Origin of the sequence: Nostoc paludosum FACHB-159 (assembly GCF_014698835.1) — a bacterium.
GTDB classification, from domain to species: Bacteria; Cyanobacteriota; Cyanobacteriia; order Cyanobacteriales; family Nostocaceae; genus Nostoc; species Nostoc paludosum.
Genome location: NZ_JACJTU010000004.1, coordinates 299,395 through 321,642, shown reverse-complemented (window position 1 = coordinate 321,642; position 22,248 = coordinate 299,395). Strand labels below are relative to the sequence as shown.

The window sequence follows — 22,248 nt, the reverse complement described above, 5'->3', positions numbered from 1 at the left end:
GCAACATGAAACAAAAATTAATCTTCAATCGCTCACTGGCAACGATCGCCTGGATGGGCATACTGTTGACGTTGCCTATACAAACGAGCATTTTTGCCCCAAGAGTTTATGCTCAACAGTCAAATTCTGAGCGATCGCCAGAACAAATCAAACAGCTGGCTAGAACCATAACCGTAAAAATTTTATCTGGTGAAAACCGAGGCTCAGGGATCTTACTCAAAAAACAAGGTCAAACTTATACGGTTATCACCAATCAACACGTTTTAGAATCGGGCAAACCCGTTCAAATTCAAACAGCAGACGGGAAAATATACCAAGGCAGTTTGGTTAAAGGAGTAAACTTTCAGGGCAAGGATCTAGCTTTATTAGAGTTCCGTGCTAGCGGAAACTATAGCTTAGCTCCTTTGGGAAATTTATCAACCATTGCAGTCAACGAGCCAATATACGCAGCTGGATTTCCCTTTGAGGCAAATCCGTCTCAGTCCCAGGGGTTTGTCTTCAAAGCAGGCCAAATCTTACTAGTACCAGACCGAGCTTTTAAAGAAGGATATCAAATCGGCTACAGCAACGAAATTGAAAAAGGCATGAGCGGCGGTCCCATACTGAATCGTCGCGGACAAGTAATTGGTATCAATGGTATCCATGCCTATCCGCTTTGGGGTAACCCTTACATTTACGAAGATGGTTCCCAACCGAGCGAAGCTTTACGAGATTTAATGAGCCGTTATAGTTGGGGCATTCCGATTCAAACATTTGCTCGGTTGGCTCCTGGCTATACTTCCAAAGAAACCTTACCCGCAGCTAACGCACCTTCTAGTGCAAGTCTTCCTCCCATCGCCAATGAAGTTAACAACATCGCCCAAGAAATTACGGTGCGAATAGATGTGCCGACTTTACGAGAGTGTAGCGGTTCGGGAACGATTGTTGGTAAACAAGGAAATACCTACAGCGTCCTCACAGCAGAACACGTTGTTCGAGGATCTCAAAAATGCGATCGCACCGTTTTAGAAATAATCGCCCCTGATGGTAAACAATATCAAGTCAGGGTGAATGACGATAACCTCAAAACTGTGCCAGACACAGACTTAGCGATATTACAGTTTACTAGCAACCAAAATTACCGCGTTGCTACTTTAGCAAACTACGACATAGTTGGAGAAGGTAAATACATTTTTGTTTCTGGGTGGCTGGGGTTAAAACCCGGAACCACCCAAACAAAGCGTCAGTTTACAGCTGGGAGTGTCGCATCAAAACAAACTGGGTCTTTTTTCGCTAGGAGTCCATTGTCTTTGAGCTACGGGTATGGCTTAGTTTATACCAATCTCACAGACCAAGGAATGAGCGGCGGGCCAGTGTTAGATATTCGCGGACGCGTCATTGGTATTCATGGCAAAGCAGAAATAGAAGAAATTAAAGACAAAGCTGGTCAGCCTCGCTTGATAACATTGGGTTTTAGTTGGGGCGTCCCCATCAGCAGCTTTGTTCGTTGGGCACAGTCAGCTGGTATAACACCCATATTGAGAGTGGAAAATAATGCACCACCGCAACTGACACCAGAAGAGACAAAATCAATTCTCCAAGCTTTATTTAAGATAGAAAAACCCAAGGATAATGCTGATGCGATTGATTTTCTAAACTACGGCTGGCAACTAGGACGAAACGCACCAGAAAAGCCACTCGGTGAAAGCGAAGCAAAAGAATCCATCAAAGCTATCGAACGAGCAATTCAACTTGAGCCTAACTTTTATCAGGCTTGGTATCTCAAAGGTTTCGTGCAAACGACTCGTGAAGAATATCCAGAAGCCTTCAAGGCATTTGATAAAACCACACAAATTGAGCCGACATTCATTCCTGCTTGGCGTATGCGTGGACTAGTACTTATAGGATTAGAACGATATCCAGAAGCGTTACAATCCTTTGACCAAGTAGCGAAATTAGACCCCGATGATGCTAGCGCTCAGATATTTCGTAGCATAGCATTAGTTGGATCGAAGCGTTTCCCAGAAGCACTAGAAGTATCAAACCAAGCTTTAAAAAAGAATCCTGGTTCTTGGGCGTACTTTGCTAGAGGTTTAGCACGTTTTGGCACACAAGACTTAAAAGGAGCGCTAGTTGATTTAAACGAAGCAATTCGTCTGAATCCAGAAGGACTTGAAGACACAGCTTACTCGCTTCGGGGTTCGCTCCGTGCTCAACAAGGAGATTTAAAAGGAGCGCTGACTGATTTAAATGAAGCCGTGCGTCTTGATCCAGATGATGCCAACAATTTTAAAAGACGAGGGGACGTTCGTTTTCAACAGAAAGACTACCAAGGGGCACTTGCGGATTTGAGCGAAGCAATTCGACTCAAACCCAAAGATTTTGAAGCAATCAAAGCTCGTGGCGGTATTCGTCTGCTACAGCAAGACTACAAAGGCGCAATAGCAGATTTGAATGAAGCACTTCGTCTCAAACCTGAAGATGCTGAAGTTAAAACCATTCTCATAGGAGCTAATCGCTTGGTACAGATGAAACCTGGAGATATTGATGCAATCAAAGCTCGTGGCGGTATTCGTCTGCTACAGCAAGACTACAAAGGAGCGATCGCCGATTTAAACGAAGCAATTCGCCTCCAACCTGGAGATGTTGATGTTATCAAGGTTCGTGGCCAAGCCTACTTGCAACAGCAAGACTATAAAGCGGCGATCGCGGATTTTAGCGAAGTAATTCGACTCCAGCCTGACGATGTTGACGCTTACTACAATCGGGCACAAGCTCAGGCTGAAATTAAAGATTATCAAAAAGCGATCGCGGATTACGACAAAATATTATTTTCTCAGGAATTTTCCGGTATTGGTGTCATAGCAGAAATCAATCCTCAAACTAAATTAGCAACAGTTACTAAAGTAATTGAAAATTCTCCTGCCGAAAAAGGTGGGATGAAAATCGGCGATCAAATCTTAGCGATTGATGGTAAATCAACCGCAAATCTGAATTTAGACCAAGTAATAAAACTGATTCGCGGTCAAACAGGTACTAAAGTCAGCCTGCAAATTAACCGCTCTGATAAAAATAACTTAAACATTATTCTGACAAGGACGCCAATTGCAGTTGATAGCAAATTTGCAGATGTTTATTACCGTCGAGGTCTTGCTCGTACTCAAATCCAAGATAATCAAGGAGCGCGTCAAGACTTTCAAAAAGCGGCAGACCTCTACAAACAACAAGGTAAAACCGATGATTACCAAAAGGTGCTAGCAAAAATTAGAGAGCTTTAATAGTTAATGAATAGACTTATGGCATTCAGAATTAATATCAGCGTCATAGCTTATTACTCATCACTCAGCAGTCAGCACTTTGCCATAAGACCATGCCAAACCTGAAAGAAGATGATAACGCCCTGCGTGAGGTGTTGACCCAAGCCAAAGTTATTGCTGTTGTTGGTCACTCTGATAAACAGGAACGCATCAGCTACCAAATCGCCCAATTCTTACGGCAAGTCGGCTACACAGTGTATCCCGTTAACCCGTTAGTTAAAGAAATTGACGGTAAGCCTAGTTATGCTGCACTTGAGCAGTTACCAGAACCTGCTGATATTGTTAACGTGTTTCGCCGTTCTGAATACTTGCCAGAAATTGTAGACGAAGCAATTGCTGTTAACACTAAAACCGTGTGGGCACAATTGGGCATCTGGGATCAACCATCAGCACAGAAAGCTTTAAATGCAGGACTCAACGTGGTGATGGATGCTTGCATCAAAATTGAGTATCTGCGGCTGAAAGTAGATTTAATAAAGAATGTCTAATTTTGCATCCTTCATTATGCGTAGACATGATGCAAAAAGCAATTTAGATTGTAATTATTATGCAATCAACCAGTCTCAAGAGACTTTATGTGTAGAGATATTGCATACCAACTCATTGTTTGAGTTACTCGCCTAAACCCTTTTAGAATTAAAACTATTGTGGGGAAATTTTATTACTAAACTAGTTTTTTATTGTGGGAGGAAGGATGAGCCGTCCAATAATTCTTGGTATTGTAGGCGACAGCGCAGCTGGAAAAACAACACTAACACGAGGAATCGCCCAGGTACTCGGCCCAGAAAATGTCACGCTCATTTGCACAGATGATTACCACCGCTACGATCGCCAACAACGTGCAGAAATTGGCATCACCGCCCTCCACCCAGACTGCAACTACTTAGATATTATGCAGCAACACCTGTCGCTACTACGCACAGGACAGCCGATTCTCAAGCCAGTTTACAGCCATAAAACAGGCACATTCGAGCCACCGCAGTATATCAAGCCCAATAAATTTGTGATTATTGAGGGATTACTCGGTTATTCTACCCGCGCCGCCCGCGATTCTTATGACGTAAAAGTTTACCTGGCGCCTCCCGAACAAATACGCGCTCAGTGGAAAGTCAAACGAGACACGCAAAAGCGCGGCTACACTGCCGAACAAGTGCTAGCGGAACTAGAAAAGCGCGAACCAGATTCAGCACAATTCATCCGTCCCCAGCGGCAATGGTCTGATATTGTTATTAGTTTCTACCCGCCCGCCGAAGAAGAAGATGAAAGCAACGGACATCTAAATGTCCGCCTAGTACTGCGTCCAACAATTCCTCACCCAGATTTCACTACAATTACTAATTCTGGCGGTAATTCCGATTCAGCCATCCGCCTGGGACTAGACAGGGATATGGGTAAACCTGTAGATGTCTTAGAAGTTGATGGTCATGCCACCTTGGAACAGGTGAATAAGTTAGAGCATATTATCTGTTCTGATATGCCGCATTTAAGAAATATTTGCGATCGCGAGAGCAACCCCGAACTTGGCAAAATTGCTGGTACAACTGGGGAAACACTCCAAAGTTACCCCCTAGCTCTCACCCAGTTAATAATTACCTACCACATGCTTAAAGCAACCCAAATGTATTTATAAAACAATACATTTCAGATAAAACCAAAACACTTGTAGAGACGGCGATTTATGAGCCAGCGCGTTGCGGGGGTTCCCCCCGTTGTAGCGACTGGCGTCGCGTCTGGTAAACCCACAATTTTGTAAAACTAGCCTTTAACTGAACCGTATTAATTTATAAAATACGCATTATTTGGATTCAACGCTAAAATCCTTAATTTATCGTTGTAGAGACATTGCATTGCAACGTCTCTACAGGACGGATAATTCTTGAGATTTCGTTGATTTGGATAACTCCACATTAGACGTAAAATACAACGAGTTAAAGATAACTGTTTCCGCCTTCCTTGTAGCAGTTTCCGCCTTGACGTTTGCGTATTACGCGCAGCCTGTAGCATCAAACTTGAAATATTGCTCATGATTGAGGCTTAACGGGGGCTTGCAGCAGTTCAATGTCTCTAATCTCAAGAATGCCACTACTCTCAAATTGAACGCTAATTTGAACTTTTGCAGCATCCGCTTCTTTTTTAAAATGGGCACGCACTTCGTAAGGCTGAAAATCTTGAGTTGGTGAAATTCCTGTAGACCATGAAGTTGTTGTCATTGCACCCCACTGTCCTGGCTTACGTAAACCTAAGCTGACTTTGATTGGTTTTTCTGTGTTTAGAGCTTTCGCGTTAAATTGGCAAGCAAAAACACACTCTTGGACATCGGGTTCTGCAACTTCAAACAAGATGACATTTCGCAAAGGATCGACACTGCTTATCAACCGCTGAGTATTATCGTCATAAGCTTCAATTTCCCAAGTTTCTCCTACAGTTCTAATGCCTCCCCTGGTAATTGTAGAATCAGCAGGCGTGAATCGACGAATCAGCACAAATGACCCTGCGGCTTCAGGAACGCCGAAGCGTTTTTCCAATTCTTTTCCGACTTCTTGAATTTTAGACCCAATAAAACTTTGGAGATTGTTGAATAGCTCGTCAAACATAGAGATCGCCAAAAAATCATAATATTTTTAGTATTCCCTGAGAAAATTGCAAATCAGGTGACCCTAAAATCCTCAAAATTAAAGATTTTCTCAAATAAAGATAATTTTGAAAACAAACAAGGGATAACTAAAGATACTTCCATCTTTGGTGACTATTCTCTGAGTTTTCTATGACCTATTGCCTTAGAATTGCTGACCTACCTTTAGATGAGCGTCCACGCGAACGGCTAATGACGCATGGTGCCAAAATTTTAGGCACAGCCGAGTTAATCGCAATTCTATTAGGCACCGGTCAAGGTCCAGGGAAACTGTCAGCTGTGGGTTTGGGACAATATATTTTGAGTGAATTGGGCAAACATCAGCGCGATCCTTTGGCAGCATTGCGAGAAGTTTCACCCGCAGAATTGATGCAAATTCCCGGTGTTGGCCCCGCCAAAGCCACAAGTATCTTAGCAGCAATTGAATTAGGCAAACGCGCTTTTCAATCTCGACCTTCTGAGGGGACACTGATTGATAGTCCGCTTGCTGCTGCTGCTACCCTCAGTCAAGATTTGATGTGGCAGATACAAGAACGTTTTGCAGTCTTACTGTTAGATGTTAAAAATCGTTTGCTGGGTACGCAAGTAATTACTATTGGTACCGCAACCGAAACCTTAGCTTCTCCCCGTGAAATTTTTCGGGAAGTTATTCGTCAAGGCGCAACGCGGGTAATAGTTGCCCACAACCATCCTTCAGGTAACCTCGAACCCAGCCAAGAAGATATAGAATTGACACGCCAGTTGTTAGCAGGGGCACAGTTTTTAGGCGTTCCCCTACTAGATCATCTCATTTTGGGTAATGGCAATCATCAAAGTTTACGAGAAATGACAACCTTGTGGGATGAGCATCCGCAGGGGGATTAGGTGGATGCGGGGATGGGGGGTGTGGGGGGTGTGGGGGATGTGGGGGGTGTGGGAGGTGTGGGGGGTGTGGGGGGTGTGGGGAGACAAAAAGAATAATTCTTAACTCCTCATTCTTCACTCCCAGTTACCAGTCCCCAGTCTCCTTTTTTTAAGATTTAATTTGCTCAAAAAATAACATTTTTTCTACTTCACAAACATTTACAAAATATCTCTTAACTTCAGATGTTAAGTTACTAAAATCTCAGTTGATAAAATAAAAATTATATTGCATCATTCAATTAACCACATTAGTGGGGATCATCTGTGTTGATGATGTGAATCGGGAGCAGGATTGACCGAAGATTAGAATTACTGCCCTACTTGCTGCAAATTTTTATTGCTGCTTGTAATTTTGCACTGAATTTATTATCACGACCATCTATTTTAGAGGTCATTTGTAAAGTAAATATTAAATTCCAATGATGGAAAGCAGGATATATAGTGGCTTCTGCTGCTAAATTCTGCCATTGTGTTAAGCGCAATTTCAGATGTAATTGCTCAATTAATTTCCGAATCTTTACGCTGTAACACACCATTAATGGCTGTGCATGACATTAGTTTAATGCACATAAAAGCTTAAGATTTTCTTTATAAATTAACTCTTAAAAGTATGGGGCAATTTCAGTAATTTTGTTATTTTGTTGTAGGCATCAAGGAAGTTTTTAACATCAAATAGCCTTGATATCTAGGGTTGACGAAATTTGACATAATTTGCCAGGAGATGAAATCATGTCTGGAATTCCGTGGCATAAATTGCCAACTCCCTTTGCGCTTTTAAAATTAGTTCAATTCCGTGGAAAGCTGAGAAAAGAGAACCTCCACGATACATCGCAACTACCGAATAACGACCAGCTACCTAAACCGGCTCCCATTGCAGACCCTCACCAATTGAAGGTTCGCAGTGCAGATGGCAGCTACAATGACCTTGAGCATCCAGAAATGGGTATGGCTGGAACTCGGTTTGGGCGCAATGTGCCGCTGCAAGATGCCAAATTTGATGAAAAAAACCTACTTACCCCAAATCCGCGCACTGTCAGCCGAGTGTTATTAGCACGGGGTGAATTCCAACCTGCGAGAATCTTGAATTTACTCGCTGCTTCATGGATTCAATTTCAAACACATGATTGGTTCAGTCATGGGGGGAACCAGCGGGATAAAAAATTTGAAATTCCTGTAGAAAAGGATGACCCTTGGTCAACAGAACACGGTCCGCTGACAATCAACAAAACCTTAGAAGACAAAAGCCGTACCGGAGATACTAAAAACCCTCCCAGTTTTATTAATGAAGTTACTCACTGGTGGGATGCTTCACAAATTTATGGCAGTAATCAAGAAACCATTGACGCACTGCGCTCTCATGTTGACGGAAAAATGCTGATTGGTGAAGACGGCTTATTACCATTTCACCCAGAAAATGGCATTGACAAGGTAGGCTTTGCTGGTGCTTGGTGGGTGGGCTTAAGCATGTTGCATACCTTATTTGTTAAAGAACATAATACGGTCTGCGACCATTTAAAGAAAATATATCCTGAGTGGACAGATAATGAACTCTTCAACCATGCCCGCCTGATTGTCGCAGCTTTGACAGCTAAAATTCATACTGTTGAATGGACTCCTGCCATCCTGCCACATCCTGCCACTGACATTGCCTTGAATTCCAACTGGTGGGGATTACTTGGCGAGGATTTTAAAAAGCGTTGGGGTCGTATTGGTGAGAGTGAATTGTTGAGTGGAATTGTTGGTTCACCAACTGACCACCATACCGCTCCCTATTACCTCACCCAAGAATTCGTATCTGTATATCGGATGCATCCTCTAATTCCAGATGACTTGGAGTTCCACGCAGTTAATAATGGCAAATTGTTACACAAAAAACAATTTCCTGAAATAGCTGGTAAAAACACTCGTGGAACTTTAAAAGAAATTTCCATGCAAGATTTGTTTTACTCTTTTGGAATTTCTTACCCTGGTGCAGTGAGATTGCATAATTACCCCCGCTTTTTGCGACAGTTGTCAGGAGAACTGTTAGGAGATGATACGCCAGCATTTGATTTGGCTGCTGTTGATATTTTGCGGGATAGGGAAAGAGGCGTTCCTCGCTATAACCGTTTTCGTGAATTATTGGGTCGGGGTAAAGTTAAATCTTTTGAAGAGATTACAAGTAATAAACAATGGGTTAAAGAATTACGCGAAGTCTATAACAACGACATTGACAGCGTAGATTTGATGGTGGGTTTATTTGCAGAAGATCTTCCAGATGGTTTTGGTTTTAGTGATACGGCTTTTCGCGTGTTTATTCTCATGGCATCTCGAAGACTGAAAAGCGATCGCTTTTTTACCAAAGACTACACCGCTGAAGTTTACACTCAATTTGGATTGGATTGGATTGACAACAACACCTTCCTAACAATCCTCCGCCGTCATCATCCCGAACTAGCACCTGCTTTCTTCGGCATCAGCAACGGCTTTAAACCTTGGAGAAAGGTCGGTTAAATCGGGTATGGGGAAAGGGAAAGGGGTAAGGGGAAAAGGGGAAAGATTAAATTTATTCCTTTTCCCTTTAACCTTTAACCTTTTCCCCTGCCTCAAGAGCCTCCCATCTCCCCAGTCCCCAATCACAGAAACATGATGCAACACTTAGAAGAAATTCAGAAATTTTGGCATAATGCTCAAGATTTGGGTTCTTTGCCTGATGATTACCTGTCCTGGCAAGCTGCTCAAAAACAAGATTTTTTATGGAATTCTAGAATTCTCAAGTCGAAATATGATGAACTTCCTCCCTTGAGAAAAATTGATATTGTTGGTTTATTTTTTACTGCTCTCAAAACTAAGATGGATCGTCAATTAGACGAAGCTCCTAGTAATTGGAAGAAAGCGATTCACGCCCACGGAAGTGTAGCGAAAATCAAGTTTGTTCCCACAAATAATACTACATTTTCGGGTTTATTTAAGGGAGCAGACTACGGAGTTTTGCGATTATCTGTTACTGGAGATCCGAGCGATCGCGGTTTTGCTCCAGGTCTAGCACTCAAGTTATTTGTGGATGGAAATCCTTCTGGTAATTTCTCAGCTTTAGTATCTTTAGTTGGGCAAGACAAAAATTATAATTTCTTCGCCAATGAATTATCAAATATCGTTCCTGTAGCTAAAAGTCTTGGGCCGATTGTCACCAACTTAATATTTACAAGAGTTACCAGATATCCAACTAAATTGTATTTAGAAGATTTGGGAGAAATTGACCAACACGGTCAAAAAGAAAGTAAAGCTTATTATCCCGCACAAGTGTTTCTTGTTCCTAACCCAAATATCAAGTTTGCTGAAAGTCCGCCACATGACTTTAGGAACGACTTGGCTAAAATCCCAACTGGAACATCTTTATACACTGTCTATGGTGTTAGCCCAGAAGATGCTACGGAGGAAAAGAATAATCGTCAAAAAGCTAAAGTTATCGGACACATTGAAACCACGTCGGAATTTTTATCATCATTTTATGGTGATAGTCAACTATTTTTTAGACATCAAAGATTTCGGAATCGTTAAATCAAAGCAAAACTTTTGTAGAGACGCGATGAATCGCGTCTTTATGGAATGGATGATTTTATCACGCAAAGTCGCAAAGGCGCAAAGAGAAGAGTTGAAAAAAGAGAAAGTGAGTTTGAGATTTTGATAAGCCATAGAGTCAATCTAAAATCCAAAATTTCTTGATGTATTTGAATTAACAAAAATTATGAATAAACAAGCTGAATACGACTATATTGTTGTTGGTTCCGGTGCTGGAGGAGGCCCGGTAGCTGCAAATTTAGCAAAAGCAGGGTACAAGGTTTTGCTATTAGAAGCAGGTGGAGATCCGTTACGCGATGAAAAGGGCAAAGATAGGGAACGTTACACTTATTCAGTACCAGCGTTTCATGCGCGGGCGACGGAAGATAACGATTTGAGGTGGGATTTTTTTGTTAAGCATTACTCCAATGAGGAGCAGCAGCGGCGTGATTCTAAGTTTAGCCCAGAGCATAAGGGTATTTTGTATCCGCGAGCCGGGACGTTGGGGGGATGCACTGCTCATAATGCGATGATTACGGTGTATCCTCACAACAGTGACTGGGACAAAATTGCAGAAATTACAGGAGATGCTTCCTGGAACAGCGATAATATGCGGAAGTATTTTGAAAGGCTAGAGCGCTGCAATTATCTCGATCGCCCTATTAATCCTAATGATAATCCGACTCGCCACGGCTTTGATGGCTGGCTAACAACCAATTTAGCAGATCCTAAGTTAGTTGTGCGCGATCGCCAACTCCTAAAAGTTATCGTTAAATCTGCTATTCAAGCTTTAGGAGAACAGGGTAAAAGTTTACCCCAAGTTATTAAGGTAATTTTTAAGAGTTTCTTGGCTAATATATTAGCTTTTCTCAAACTCCGGCAAAAAGATCCTCTGGAGTTTTTAGACACACTTTTAGACCCGAATGACTGGAAAATTACCAAAGTCAGTGGGGAAGGTGTTTTTTCTGTTCCCCTTGCTGTTAAGGATGGAAAACGCACTGGTACAAGGGAATATATTCGCGAAATTGAACGCCAATTTCCTGATAAATTGATAGTGAAAACTCATGCCTTGGTAACCAAGGTTTTATTTGATGAAAATAATACTGCGATCGGTGTAGAGTATGTTGAAGGTCAACACATATATCGTGCCGATCCTCAAGCTGATAAAACAGAAAATAACTCCCAAGATAGCCACACAGTATTTGTCAAAAGAGAAGTAATCTTGTCTGGAGGCGCTTTCAATACTCCCCAAATACTCAAATTATCTGGAATTGGCCCGAAAGAAGAATTAACTAATCTAGGAATAGAAGTTCGCGTAGATCTTCCGGGAGTCGGTAGGAATTTACAGGATCGCTACGAAGTGGGCGTGGTCAGTGAAATGAATCAAAACTTTAGCATCCTCGATAATTGTACATTTACCGAACCAGAACCCGGAAAGAAAATTAATGATAATTGTTTATTAGAATGGAATCGTTCTAAATCAGGTGTATATGTAACTAATGGAGCAGTGTTAGGAATTATCAAAAAATCGCATGGAGATAGACCAGAACCCGATTTATTTATTTTTGGATTACCAGCTTTTTTCAAAGGTTATTTTCTCAAATATTCTGAAGACATTGGTAAATATAAAAACCTATTTACCTGGGCTGTACTCAAGGCTCATACTAACAATACAGCCGGTTCAGTAACACTGAGAACAACTGACCCTAGAGATGTTCCAGAAATTAATTTTAAATATTTTGATGAAGGTAATGATGTCAACGAACAAGACTTATTATCTGTTGTCGAAGGAGTCGAATTTGTGAGACGCTTGACAGAACGAACTCAGTTGTTCACAAAAGCCGAAATGTTACCAGGAAAGAGTATAGATGAGCAACATGAAATCAAGCAATTTATCAAAGATGAAGCTTGGGGGCATCACGCTTGTGGTACTTGTAAAATTGGACGCAAAGATGACACAATGGCAGTCTTAGATAGCGACTTTCGAGTTTATGGAACACAGAATTTACGCGTGGTAGATGCATCTGTGTTTCCTTTTATTCCTGGGTTCTTTATTGTGACGCCAATATACATGATTAGTGAAAAAGCAAGCGATGTTATTCTGCAAGACGCTGCTAATAAGCAATAGGCAATAGGCAATAGATTTTTCTTACCAATGATTTAGTAGGGCTATATTCATTCATCAAATTTTATCCTGATTTTTTAATTATTCTGGCTTTTAATTCTTGTACAGACGCGATTAATCGCATCTCTAATGCTGAATTTTGAATTCTGAACTTTAACAATAAGGAATTTATATATGGAAAATAAATTACCACATTTTGAGATTGGTTTAGTGATGGCTGGTGCTGTTTCAGCAGGCGCGTACACTTCTGGCGTAATTGACTTTCTTTTTGAAGCTTTAGATCAGTGGTACGAACAAAAATTAAAGCAAGAACAGCAGTATGGTGATGATTTTTCACAATGGGAAATTCCACCCCATGATGTTTTCATTAAAGCGATGTCTGGAGCATCCGCAGGTGCGATTGTAGCTGCGATTACAGCATCGTCATTATATAGCGAGATCACCCCTGTAATTGGGTATCCATTGAATAATCCGGTAAGGAATAAGCTTTATGAAAGTTGGGTACAAAGAATAGATGTCTCTGAACTTTTAAAGACTCAGGATTTAGAAAATCCGAAAGCTCCTGTTTTGTCTTTTCTGGATTCTACTATTCTTGACGACCTTGGAAAAGATGTTCTGAAGTTAAAATCTACAGGTAAAAAACGACCTTATATTGATGACCCATTTGAAGTTTATTTGTGTATTACTAACTTGCGTGGCGTTCCTTATGTAATTAAATCTCAAGGAGCAAATTCCAGCATTAAAGGGCATTGTATGGTTAAACATGCAGATTTCATGCATTTTGCCATTGGTGACAAGAGTGATGAGGTTGAAGGTGCGATCGCTCTAAATCCAGATAAAATTGATATCGGTAATTGGAAACTGTTGGTTGATTCAGCATTAGCCAGTAGCGCGTTTCCCGTAGGATTTCCTCCTCGCCGACTTGAAAGAAGTAGTATCGATGAATACGAAAAGCGCAAATGGGAAATACCTGTTCGTAACCCAACGCTAACCGGTACGTGTTCAGAGTATCGCTGTATCAGTCCTGATAAAGATTTATTAATTGAAGATGAAGGTTCGGGTTCCTATAAGTTTGTAACAGTAGATGGCGGGATTATTAGCAACGAACCCATAGAACTCGTCCGCTTGGCGCTGCGAGGTAATCAACAGCGAAATCCCCGCGATGGAGAGCAAGCAAATCGAGCTACTTTGTTAATAGATCCATTTCCTAATGATGTGGATGCAGTGAATCCAGAGAGTAATTTAATTAACTTAGTATCGCGAATATTTAAGAGTTTTATCAATCAAAATAGATTTAAACCAGATGAATTAATTCTTGCTTTAGATGAAGATGTTTACAGTCGCTTTTTGATTGCTCCCGAACGTAGCGATAACGACCGTAGAAAACCTCTAGCTTGTGGTAGTCTCAATGCTTTTGGTGGTTTTCTATCCCAGGAATTTCGGCATCACGACTATATACTTGGTCGTCGTAATTGCCAAAGATTTCTCCAAAAATATTTTGTCTTACCAGCTTCTAATCCTCTGTTTGATTCATGGTCAAAAGGACTGAGAAATAACCCGCAATTGCAAGTTGAAAAGGAAGGAGAACAAAATATTTTTCTACCAATAATTCCTCTGGTTGGTTCAGCAAAAAAAGAAGTTAATTTACCACCTTGGCCTAAATATCAAAAAGAAAACTTTAAATCTCTTGAAAAACAAATCCAAGAACGTATTGAGGTTGTTGTTCCTCGTTTAATTAATCAATCTATAAACGATTCTTTTAGCCGTACCGCTCTCAATGTTCTTTGGTTTTTCAAGCGTGGGAGTTTAGCTAAAATGTTACGAGATATAATTAAGGACAATTTAGAAAACTACGGTCAGCTATAGAATTTTAAATTGATTAAAAAGATAAGAGGCAGAGGCAATAGGTAATTAATCATTTTCTATTCCAATACGGTTCAGTTAAGGATTTTTTGTAGAACCATAGACCTGTAGAGACTAGCAATTGCAACGTCTCTACATTGTTCGCTTGTGGTGCGTTACGCTATCGATAACACACCCTACGTTTCAAAAATCGAATACTAGTCCTATATAATTGAATACGCTTCAGCTAAAGGCTAATTGTACAAAATTCTGGGTTTACCAGACGCGATAAATCCCGGTTTTTACAAGTGTTTTGTATTGCTATATAATTCTATTGCCTCTTGCCTTTCTTATTTTCCCTCCCCATTTTGCAAAACATCTTCAAGCAAAGAAGCGAGTTCTTTATTTAACCGACCAGATTTGACAAATTCTGCATACGTATCTGCTTCAATTGCTAACAATTCTCCTCGAAATTGTTCAGTAGTAAAGCTCTGAAGATTCGGATACTCAGTTTGTAATTTATTAATTTTTGTATGTAAATTTGCAAGTTCACTTTCGAGAAGTTTCCCTTGGTAACGACGAAATTCTGGGTCGATACCGGGGCGTTTATCTGCTTGGAGGTGTTGTAAAACGCGTTCTAGCGCAACATTACGGGCAACTAATTCTAAATATTCCTCGCGTAAGGGTGTATCACCCAGCAAATTGAGTTTTTCTAGCAAAGGTTTGATGGTCAACCCTTGCACAAGTAAAGTAAATAAAACTACCCCAAACACTGTAGCAATGATTTTTTCTCGCTCTGGCAGTATTGTCGGTACACTCAATGCTAGGGCGATGGAGACGGAACCCCTAAGTCCACCCCACCATAAGATAGTTTGGTCTGGTAAAGTAATTTCTGATTTGGTGATGCTGGTACTCAATTTGGTGAGAATAAAAATAGCAACTCCTCGCATCAAAATCATTGCTCCCACTGTCATTAAAATAATTTGTAGATTTTCTCCTAGACTGGCAAAGCTTATTTGGTCGCCAATCAACAAAAAGACAATGGAGTTAACAAAAAACGCCAAAAATTCCCAAAACTCGGAAACAATAACGCGGGTGCGGGGATTCATTCCTATACGAGAGCCAAAGTTGCCCAAAATTAAACCTGTGGTTACAACCCCAATGACTCCAGAACCGCCCAAATCTTCAATAATCAGGTAAGTACCGTAAGCAGAAACTAAAGTTAAAGATTGTTCCACTAAAGGCAAATCGAAGCGCTGGGTAAGGTAGGAAATACCAAACCCAATGAAAGCTCCTACTGCAATACCGATGCCGACAACTGTAACAAGCTCAACTAAAATTGGCTGAAATTCTAATTCTACAGTTCTCAAAGAGAACGATACCAAAAAACCAAAGGCAACTACCGCCATCCCATCATTGAACAAGCTTTCGCCTTCCATTAAAGTGACAAGACGACTACCCACGCCTAGTTCCCGAAACAAAGCAGTGACAGAAACAGGGTCAGTAGCAGATAGACTGGCTGCAATGAGTAAAGCTGTAGTCACAGAGACAGCAACAACTTGATTGAGAGCGATCGCCACACCTGCTATTGTTATCAGTACCCCCAAAACTGCATACAAGCAAATTGGTACTAAATCCCGCTTCAGTTCTGACCATTTCAAATTCCATGCAGCTTCAAACAACAGTGGCGGCAAAAAAATGAACAAAATCAATTCGGGGGAAAGAATCACCAAACGAACATCGGCAAATGCCAACCCTAAGCCAACAATCACCAATAGTAGAGTGTAAGGTATCTGGCGAAACCAGCTAAATATCTGCGGTAGTGTCGCCACACCTAAAGATACCGAAAGCACCAACAGAAATTGCTTGAGATTGTTAGTGATAACTTCCTCGGCGATCGCACCTTCAAGTACCATAATAAGATTCCTAGTAAAATTTTGTACTTCTGCTCATCTAACTATTTTCAGATGACAGCAAATCAATGTCAGACTTTAATAACCAATTTTTGAAGTTGGTCAGGTGGAAGAAATTCGACGTTACGAACCTACGCGGTGAAATAGGGGGACAAGGGGACAAATCGAAATAAATAGATATCACAGGAGCAAGGCTGCTGCAATAAAAAAGTCTTGACCAATGGTTCTTATAAAAACAGGAAAGCAAAGCGTTGCTCCCGCAGAGAATAAGAAAATCTTTTAAGGGACTTCCAAATAAAAAAACATACAATTTTTCTTGTGGGGTGGGCGTCTCGCCCGCCCAAGGCTTGGGGCGGACAAGATGTCCACCCCACAAAATTGGATAATTTATTTCTTGGTAATCCCTAAGAAAAGGCAAATATAGTAAAGCCTCTTCATCGTTTGTGGTAAAGGTTTCAGCCGCCTTACCTGCGAAACTTCCTTGCGAATGTGTGGCGATCGCCGAGGTACGAATACACGCGATCGCGTGGGGGAGATGAATAAAGTAAGAAGAGTTTGAGACTGTGATTACACGAAATAGCCCTTATGTCGTTCTAAATATTTTCCTTAAACAACAACAACAAAGATGTCCTGACAGCCTAAAAGCATTGTTGTTAAATGATAAGTTCGGTCAATTTAACGACGTAAGCGAAGTAGGTGAAAAGTGAGAGTTCAACGGGTGCGCTTGCCTGGAGATGGCAGGGTAACTTGGATGGTATTGGGCGACGATTTGTTACCAGTAGAGCCGATTCAAAAATATTTAAGCTACATAGAAAACCTACAGAAGTCGCCTAATACTATTCAAAGCTATGCATATCATCTAAAGTTATTTTGGGAGTTTCTGAGAGATTCTAGACTCTCTTGGAAAGACTTATCATTGGAAAAACGGGCGGAATTTATCCAGTGGCTCAGGAGTCCAGATCCAAGGGTTGTTTCCCTGCAACAGCAGCAAGCTAAACGAACAGAGCGAACAATAAACACAATCATGGCTGCTGTGTATAGTTTCTATGAGTTTCAAGAGCAAATAGGGGCTACTGAAAGAGTTGATACTTACGACTACAAATATCAGCCAAAACGGAAATATCAATCACTTCTTCACCACATTAATAAAAGTAAGCCTGTTAAGCAGAAACTACTTAAATTAAAAGAACCCAAGGCTTTCCCTGGAACTTTATCTAGGGAGCAAGTAAAGCAGTTAATAGAAGCTTGTATTCGCATACGAGACAAATTTTTGATTTGTTTACTTTATGAAACGGGGGTAAGAATAGGAGAGGCGTTGGGATTGCGACATGAAGATATTCAATCAATGGGAAAAAGTGAGATTCATGTTGTACCTAGAAACGATAACTCCAATCATGCCAGAAGTAAATCAGGTACAGAGCGAGTGATTCATACTCTTCAAGATTTAATGTCTCTTTATTCAGAGTATCTGATTGAAGAGTATCCAGACGATATTGACTGTGATTATGTATTTGTCAACATCTGGGAGGGTCAACGTGGTTCTCCTATGACTTATGCAGCAGTAGACAGTTTGTTTCGGCGGCTGCGTAAGAAGACAAAAATAAACGTTAACCCTCATTTACTGCGTCATACCCATGCAACAGAACTGATTAGAGCAGGCTGGAATATGGCATACGTCCAGAGGAGATTAGGTCATGCTAATGTGCAGACAACTATAAACACTTATGTTCATCTAACAGGCGATGATATGCGAGCCGAGTACGAGAAATATTTGCAACGAAAAGAAGAATCCGGTGAATAAACAAAGAATTGAACGACATCAGGAATTGACTATTCAAGAGCAAGAGTATTTAAAGGATACTTGGGATGTTAGGGTTTTTGGTGTAACGCCACGAATTGGAGCATATGAATATAAAATTAGCTTCAAAAAGATTCAGCAACTTTGGCTAAAGTCAATTGCCAAAGCTTATGCTAAATATGCTTTAACAGTGCTTAGTTTTGGAACTGTTAGTCATACAATGACTGTAGTTAATCTACTTTCTGCATTTATTAATGAGCGTTATACAAGTCTACAAGCTAACCAAATTGAGCGTCAATTTATAGTTAATTTCTTAGGTTATTTGGCAGAAATCTACCCAAATACAGGTACTAGAAACACTAGAATTAGCCTTCTTAATTCCTTCCTGGAAATATGCCAGAGAGAAAAATGGCTGGGAATAAATAATGAAATTTTAATACATAAAGAAGATTATCCAAGTATACCAAAATATGTACCAAAATATATTCCTAAAGAAGTACTTGACCAATTGAATGAGCATCTAAATACTTTGCCAAAACAAGTTGCTCGTATGGTTATACTTCTTCAATCAACAGGGATACGAGTTTCTGAACTGTGCCAATTGAGGTTTGATTGTATAGCTCAAGATACAAAAGGTGGTTGGTGGTTTACGTATTTCCAATTCAAGTTGAAGAAAGAACACAACATACCTATTTCAACAGAAATAGCAGAAGTAATTCAACAACAGCAGTCATATATAACAGAAGAACTTGACCCGAAATTTCCTTACTTATTCTGTGCTAGAAAAAAAGGAAGCGAGATATTTATACCTGCACTTAAACCCATGAGCTATCTTACATTGCGTCGCTATCTGAAAAAATTAGCTCTGGAAAAAAATATTTGCGATGCATCAGGAAATATTTTTCCTTTAGAAAGGGTACACAGATTTCGTCATACCGTTGGCACAAATATGATTAATAATGGAGTGCCAATTCACATTATTAAGCGTTTTTTTGGACATGAATCTTTTAGAATGACTGAACGCTATGCCCATATCCACGATGAAACTATTAAACAAGCAATAGATGAGTATTATGGCGGCAAGGTTGTCAATATTACAGGTGAAGTTGTCATCTCAAAACGTCCAGAACTGGACACTGGTGACATGCAGTGGTTTAAGAAAAATATTCAAGCACAAGCATTAGCTAATGGATATTGTGGACTTCCAAAAACTTTAGATGATTGTCCACACGCTAATGCCTGCTTGACTTGTGGACACTTTCGGACAACAAAGGAATTCTTAGTGGTTCACAAACAGGAATTAGAGAACACTAATAAAATTATTGAAAAAGCTAAAGCTAACGGTTGGGAACGCCAACTAGAAATGAATGAAAAAGTGAAGCGGAATCTAGAGAAAATTATTAGTTCTTTGGAGTCAGAAAGTGGGAAATAACAAAAAGATAGAAGCCCTTAAGGATGCAGCTGAACGTAAGCGTCAAGATGCTTGGCGTAGAACTGATGAAGCTATTAATCGACTGATAAAGCAGGGTAAGCGTATTAACTTTCCTTCTGTTGCTCTTGAAGCTGGTGTATCAGTTACTTACCTCTACAAGTATAATGAACTTAGAGAGAAGATTGAACACCTCCGTAATCAGCAGGAACGAATTGTTGCTCAACCCACTAAACTACAGCCTGCAACAGACAATTCAAAAGCTGTCATTATCTACAATCTTAAGCAGGAAGTTAATAAACTCAGAGCTGAAAATCGAGGATTGCGCGACCAAGTTGAGATGGTATATGGACGAATGCACAGTATGAGAGCTGCCGAGCAACAGGTAGAAGTTTTTCAGGCAGAAAATGCTAGACTTCAAACCGAAATTGACTCCTTAAAAGAGCATTTGGATAAATACCGTCCTTGTGCTAAACTGCAAATCAATTCCACTTCCTCTGAGGATGCGAAGGTGGCTTTTTTAGACTCAAAAAAACAAAAGAGTTTAACCATTAGCAACAATATTAAATCAGAACTTAATAAAATTGGAATTGACCTCAATACAACTTTGACCAAAACGATTAAGTCTGCAAGCGAAGAACTTGTTCTTAGTGCCATAGCAGCTCTCAAAGAAGCAATGAATCTTGGAGTTATTGAAAGACCAGGAGGCTGGCTGAACAAAGCAATCAAGAACGGTTGGAAACCTAATGAAAAGCATCTCCCTCAAGATAAGCTTACACGGGACATATTCAAGGAGTGGTTTGACCTGGCATATAAACAGAGATTAGTTATAGCCAGCACTCTTGGAGATGACGCTCAGATGTATGTTTACACTCCAGACGGTGTATCACTTCCCTTTGAGGTGATGCTAACTGAGTACCCCTTAGAGAAGCTTAAGTCATCATTGTGAAAAACATAAACAACGTAGAATCCTTATCTGGTATGTGTTGGGAACGTTGTGAACGAGATAATGGCTCTAAGGTGTAGTGCAACTGTTGCGCGATCGCGCTTTTTGTATCGCTGTCTTTATACTATTAATTTCAAATGTTCTTTCTCATAGTATAGAAAATAGATATTGAGGTGTCTGCCTTGATTTTCACTTTCATTTTAAAGCAGGCATTTTCTTAGTCAGCAACGATCGCTGTTGATATTTAAGCTTCATTGCACCAAGTACTACTAAAGCTAGCGCAGAACCTAGAATCGAGGTTGGTTCGGGGACAGTAACTGTATTTTCAGTAGTGTTAACACGGATCGCTGGTATGACAAAATTATCTGTATCACCGCCTTGTGTACCATTAATAAAGGCAAAGTTGCCTTGTGTAAAATTGGGATTATCTAACTGAGTATAGAAAAAATTCTGGTTAGCATCCTCTTGAAAAGAGAATTCAATATGATAGAATTTATCCTTTAAAAAAGTGAGTGGAGAAAGGGGAAAGTCTATCCACTGTAACCCATTAGTTGTAACTGTTTTATTAAGTGTGGTTAGTACGTTTTGGCCTATTGTTACATTTCCTGTTAATTCCTTTGTTTCTCCTATTTCAACAGACAAACTTGTGTTTGTTAAGTCCTGCAAAATTCCTACTGAGTTTATTGTCGTGTTTGCTAACGCTTTAAATACAAAACCGCGACCTTCACTGTAACCATCATTAGAGTTGGTAGTAAAAATTTGACCGCTTTGATCGGTTGGAGGGATAAATTGAATTACAGCTGCTTTAGTTGGTTTATTACCGACAACTGTAAAGCTTATGCTAATAGCAGCGGCCAATGCCAATTTACGTTTTGTCTTCATTTAGTTCGTTAAATTTTTTAGCTTGAATTATCCTTAAGTAATTTATTATGTTTTATAAAAACTTACCTAAGCCAAAGGTAATTTTTAATAAATTTTCATTTTATTTCTTGACATATAAAGTTTTTCTAAAATTAGAATATTATTTTTCAGAATAATTATTCTATATGCTGCTATTTATTAAGATTTTGCAATTAGTATGCTAATCGGTAATGATTTGACAGAATAAAAAATCTTTTTGCTTAATTATTTATTAGCGTAATTCACACTAAATAAGCTGGCATTTCTTTATAGACCCGTGCCAAGTGCTGATGAGGAAATTTTTACAAGAGCCATGAGACATTGGCTTAGGTAGAACCAGTTTCAATTGCCTATTACACGTATGACGTATAGCGGTAGTCACATAGGTTAGGACATTTTAAAAACTTGAATGCTAGGCATAGTAAGACTTTTACCTCCTGCCTTCTGTCTCCTGCCTCCTGCTATATGAGCCATTTCGTCTAATGTCAACCGTTGACAGCCGCTACAGGGCAACTTCCTTGCGAGGTAATGTATTTATCAACAAAAAATTATTGGGAGCTAATTTAATCTAGCACCACCTCTACATCAACATTGCCATGAATAGCTTTCGAGTAAGGACAAAGCTTGTGTGCTTGAGCAACGACCTGTTCAGATTTCTCTCGGTCTTGATTAGGAAGAGCGATAGTTAATTTAGCAGCCAACATATATCCACCATCGTTTGGATCTCTGCCAATGGTTACAGCACATGTAACCGTGGCAGTTGAAGCATCAATACCTGCTTTTTTGAGAATTTTTACGCAGAATATTCCAGTTAAGTTTGTTGAAAATACTCATAAATATAGCCATTACTGTGTTTATTATTCCCAGTTTTTCCCAAGAAATATAAACAAAAGACTATTTCGGTTTTTCTATAGAATTCAATAT

General features: G+C 40.1%; 15 protein-coding genes. 11 read left to right on the top strand and 4 right to left on the bottom strand.

Annotated features, from left to right (window positions below):
* The first annotated feature begins 5 nt into the window (after positions 1-5).
* The 3 genes from H6H03_RS06575 to H6H03_RS06565 all read left to right on the top strand — a co-directional run bounded on the left by H6H03_RS06575 (position 6) and on the right by H6H03_RS06565 (position 4,926).
* Entirely contained in the window at positions 6-3,257 is a 3,252-nt protein-coding gene (locus tag H6H03_RS06575; RefSeq protein WP_190954316.1) for a serine protease, read from the top strand.
* A gap of 92 nt (positions 3,258-3,349) precedes the next feature.
* The gene (locus H6H03_RS06570) at positions 3,350-3,784 is read left to right on the top strand and encodes a CoA-binding protein (RefSeq protein WP_190954315.1); all 435 of its coding nucleotides are present in this window, start codon (positions 3,350-3,352) and stop codon (positions 3,782-3,784) included.
* A 206-nt stretch (positions 3,785-3,990) separates the two neighbouring features.
* The gene (locus tag H6H03_RS06565; protein ID WP_190954314.1) at positions 3,991-4,926 is read left to right on the top strand and encodes a phosphoribulokinase; all 936 of its coding nucleotides are present in this window, start codon (positions 3,991-3,993) and stop codon (positions 4,924-4,926) included.
* A 391-nt stretch (positions 4,927-5,317) separates the two neighbouring features.
* Here the strand turns inward: H6H03_RS06565 and H6H03_RS06560 are convergent, their stop codons facing one another.
* Positions 5,318-5,890 (bottom strand): hypothetical protein, encoded by a 573-nt coding sequence (locus H6H03_RS06560; protein WP_190954313.1) that lies wholly within the window; start codon positions 5,888-5,890, stop codon positions 5,318-5,320.
* 170 nt (positions 5,891-6,060) lie between these two features.
* Between H6H03_RS06560 and radC the strand changes: the two genes are divergently transcribed.
* From radC to H6H03_RS06535, 5 genes are all read left to right on the top strand, one after another.
* Positions 6,061-6,792 (top strand): RadC family protein, encoded by a 732-nt coding sequence (radC, locus tag H6H03_RS06555; RefSeq protein WP_190954312.1) that lies wholly within the window; start codon positions 6,061-6,063, stop codon positions 6,790-6,792.
* 768 nt (positions 6,793-7,560) lie between these two features.
* Positions 7,561-9,324 (top strand): peroxidase family protein, encoded by a 1,764-nt coding sequence (locus H6H03_RS06550; RefSeq protein ID WP_190954311.1) that lies wholly within the window; start codon positions 7,561-7,563, stop codon positions 9,322-9,324.
* Positions 9,325-9,456: 132 nt separating this feature from the next.
* Positions 9,457-10,371, top strand: coding sequence for a hypothetical protein (locus H6H03_RS06545; RefSeq protein ID WP_242058060.1), 915 nt, complete (start codon positions 9,457-9,459; stop codon positions 10,369-10,371).
* A gap of 187 nt (positions 10,372-10,558) precedes the next feature.
* Positions 10,559-12,499, top strand: a complete 1,941-nt coding sequence (locus H6H03_RS06540) for a GMC family oxidoreductase (RefSeq protein ID WP_190954310.1) — start codon at positions 10,559-10,561, stop codon at positions 12,497-12,499.
* A gap of 171 nt (positions 12,500-12,670) precedes the next feature.
* Positions 12,671-14,362 (top strand): patatin-like phospholipase family protein, encoded by a 1,692-nt coding sequence (locus H6H03_RS06535; protein ID WP_190954309.1) that lies wholly within the window; start codon positions 12,671-12,673, stop codon positions 14,360-14,362.
* 326 nt (positions 14,363-14,688) lie between these two features.
* Here the strand turns inward: H6H03_RS06535 and H6H03_RS06530 are convergent, their stop codons facing one another.
* Positions 14,689-16,254, bottom strand: a complete 1,566-nt coding sequence (locus H6H03_RS06530) for a cation:proton antiporter (protein WP_190954308.1) — start codon at positions 16,252-16,254, stop codon at positions 14,689-14,691.
* A gap of 700 nt (positions 16,255-16,954) precedes the next feature.
* On the opposite strand from H6H03_RS06530, the gene H6H03_RS06525 reads away from it, so the two are divergent.
* The 3 genes from H6H03_RS06525 to H6H03_RS06515 are packed head-to-tail and all read left to right on the top strand — an operon-like array spanning position 16,955 to position 20,427.
* A complete protein-coding gene (locus H6H03_RS06525) occupies positions 16,955-18,052 on the top strand; it encodes a tyrosine-type recombinase/integrase (protein ID WP_190954307.1) in 1,098 nt (365 codons plus the stop codon).
* Positions 18,045-19,481, top strand: coding sequence for a tyrosine-type recombinase/integrase (locus H6H03_RS06520; protein ID WP_190954306.1), 1,437 nt, complete (start codon positions 18,045-18,047; stop codon positions 19,479-19,481). The genes H6H03_RS06525 and H6H03_RS06520 overlap by 8 nt, the downstream gene beginning before the upstream one ends.
* Positions 19,471-20,427 carry a DUF6262 family protein gene (locus H6H03_RS06515; RefSeq protein ID WP_190954305.1) on the top strand — a complete coding sequence of 319 codons (957 nt, stop codon included), beginning with the start codon at positions 19,471-19,473 and terminating at the stop codon, positions 20,425-20,427. Before H6H03_RS06520 ends, H6H03_RS06515 begins: the two co-directional genes overlap by 11 nt.
* A 192-nt stretch (positions 20,428-20,619) precedes the next feature.
* On the opposite strand, the gene H6H03_RS06510 is transcribed toward H6H03_RS06515, so the two are convergent.
* Both H6H03_RS06510 and H6H03_RS06505 read right to left on the bottom strand, forming a co-directional pair.
* Complete coding sequence (locus H6H03_RS06510) at positions 20,620-21,306, bottom strand: PEP-CTERM sorting domain-containing protein (protein WP_190954304.1); 687 nt, start codon at positions 21,304-21,306, stop codon at positions 20,620-20,622.
* A 581-nt stretch (positions 21,307-21,887) separates the two neighbouring features.
* Entirely contained in the window at positions 21,888-22,115 is a 228-nt protein-coding gene (locus H6H03_RS06505) for an OsmC family protein (RefSeq protein WP_313931801.1), read from the bottom strand.
* Positions 22,116-22,248: the final 133 nt, after the last annotated feature.

Excerpts from the sequence above, each read along its gene's own strand:
- H6H03_RS06575 (WP_190954316.1), top strand. The coding sequence starts at position 6 with ATGAAACAAAAATTAATCTTCAATCGCTCACTGGCAACGATCGCCTGG.
- H6H03_RS06560 (WP_190954313.1), bottom strand. The coding sequence starts at position 5,890 with ATGTTTGACGAGCTATTCAACAATCTCCAAAGTTTTATTGGGTCTAAA.
- H6H03_RS06570 (WP_190954315.1), top strand. The coding sequence starts at position 3,350 with ATGCCAAACCTGAAAGAAGATGATAACGCCCTGCGTGAGGTGTTGACC.
- H6H03_RS06545 (WP_242058060.1), top strand. The coding sequence starts at position 9,457 with ATGATGCAACACTTAGAAGAAATTCAGAAATTTTGGCATAATGCTCAA.
- H6H03_RS06550 (WP_190954311.1), top strand. The coding sequence starts at position 7,561 with ATGTCTGGAATTCCGTGGCATAAATTGCCAACTCCCTTTGCGCTTTTA.
- H6H03_RS06535 (WP_190954309.1), top strand. The coding sequence starts at position 12,671 with ATGGAAAATAAATTACCACATTTTGAGATTGGTTTAGTGATGGCTGGT.
- H6H03_RS06540 (WP_190954310.1), top strand. The coding sequence starts at position 10,559 with ATGAATAAACAAGCTGAATACGACTATATTGTTGTTGGTTCCGGTGCT.
- radC (WP_190954312.1), top strand. The coding sequence starts at position 6,061 with ATGACCTATTGCCTTAGAATTGCTGACCTACCTTTAGATGAGCGTCCA.
- H6H03_RS06510 (WP_190954304.1), bottom strand. The coding sequence starts at position 21,306 with ATGAAGACAAAACGTAAATTGGCATTGGCCGCTGCTATTAGCATAAGC.
- H6H03_RS06530 (WP_190954308.1), bottom strand. The coding sequence starts at position 16,254 with ATGGTACTTGAAGGTGCGATCGCCGAGGAAGTTATCACTAACAATCTC.
- H6H03_RS06565 (WP_190954314.1), top strand. The coding sequence starts at position 3,991 with ATGAGCCGTCCAATAATTCTTGGTATTGTAGGCGACAGCGCAGCTGGA.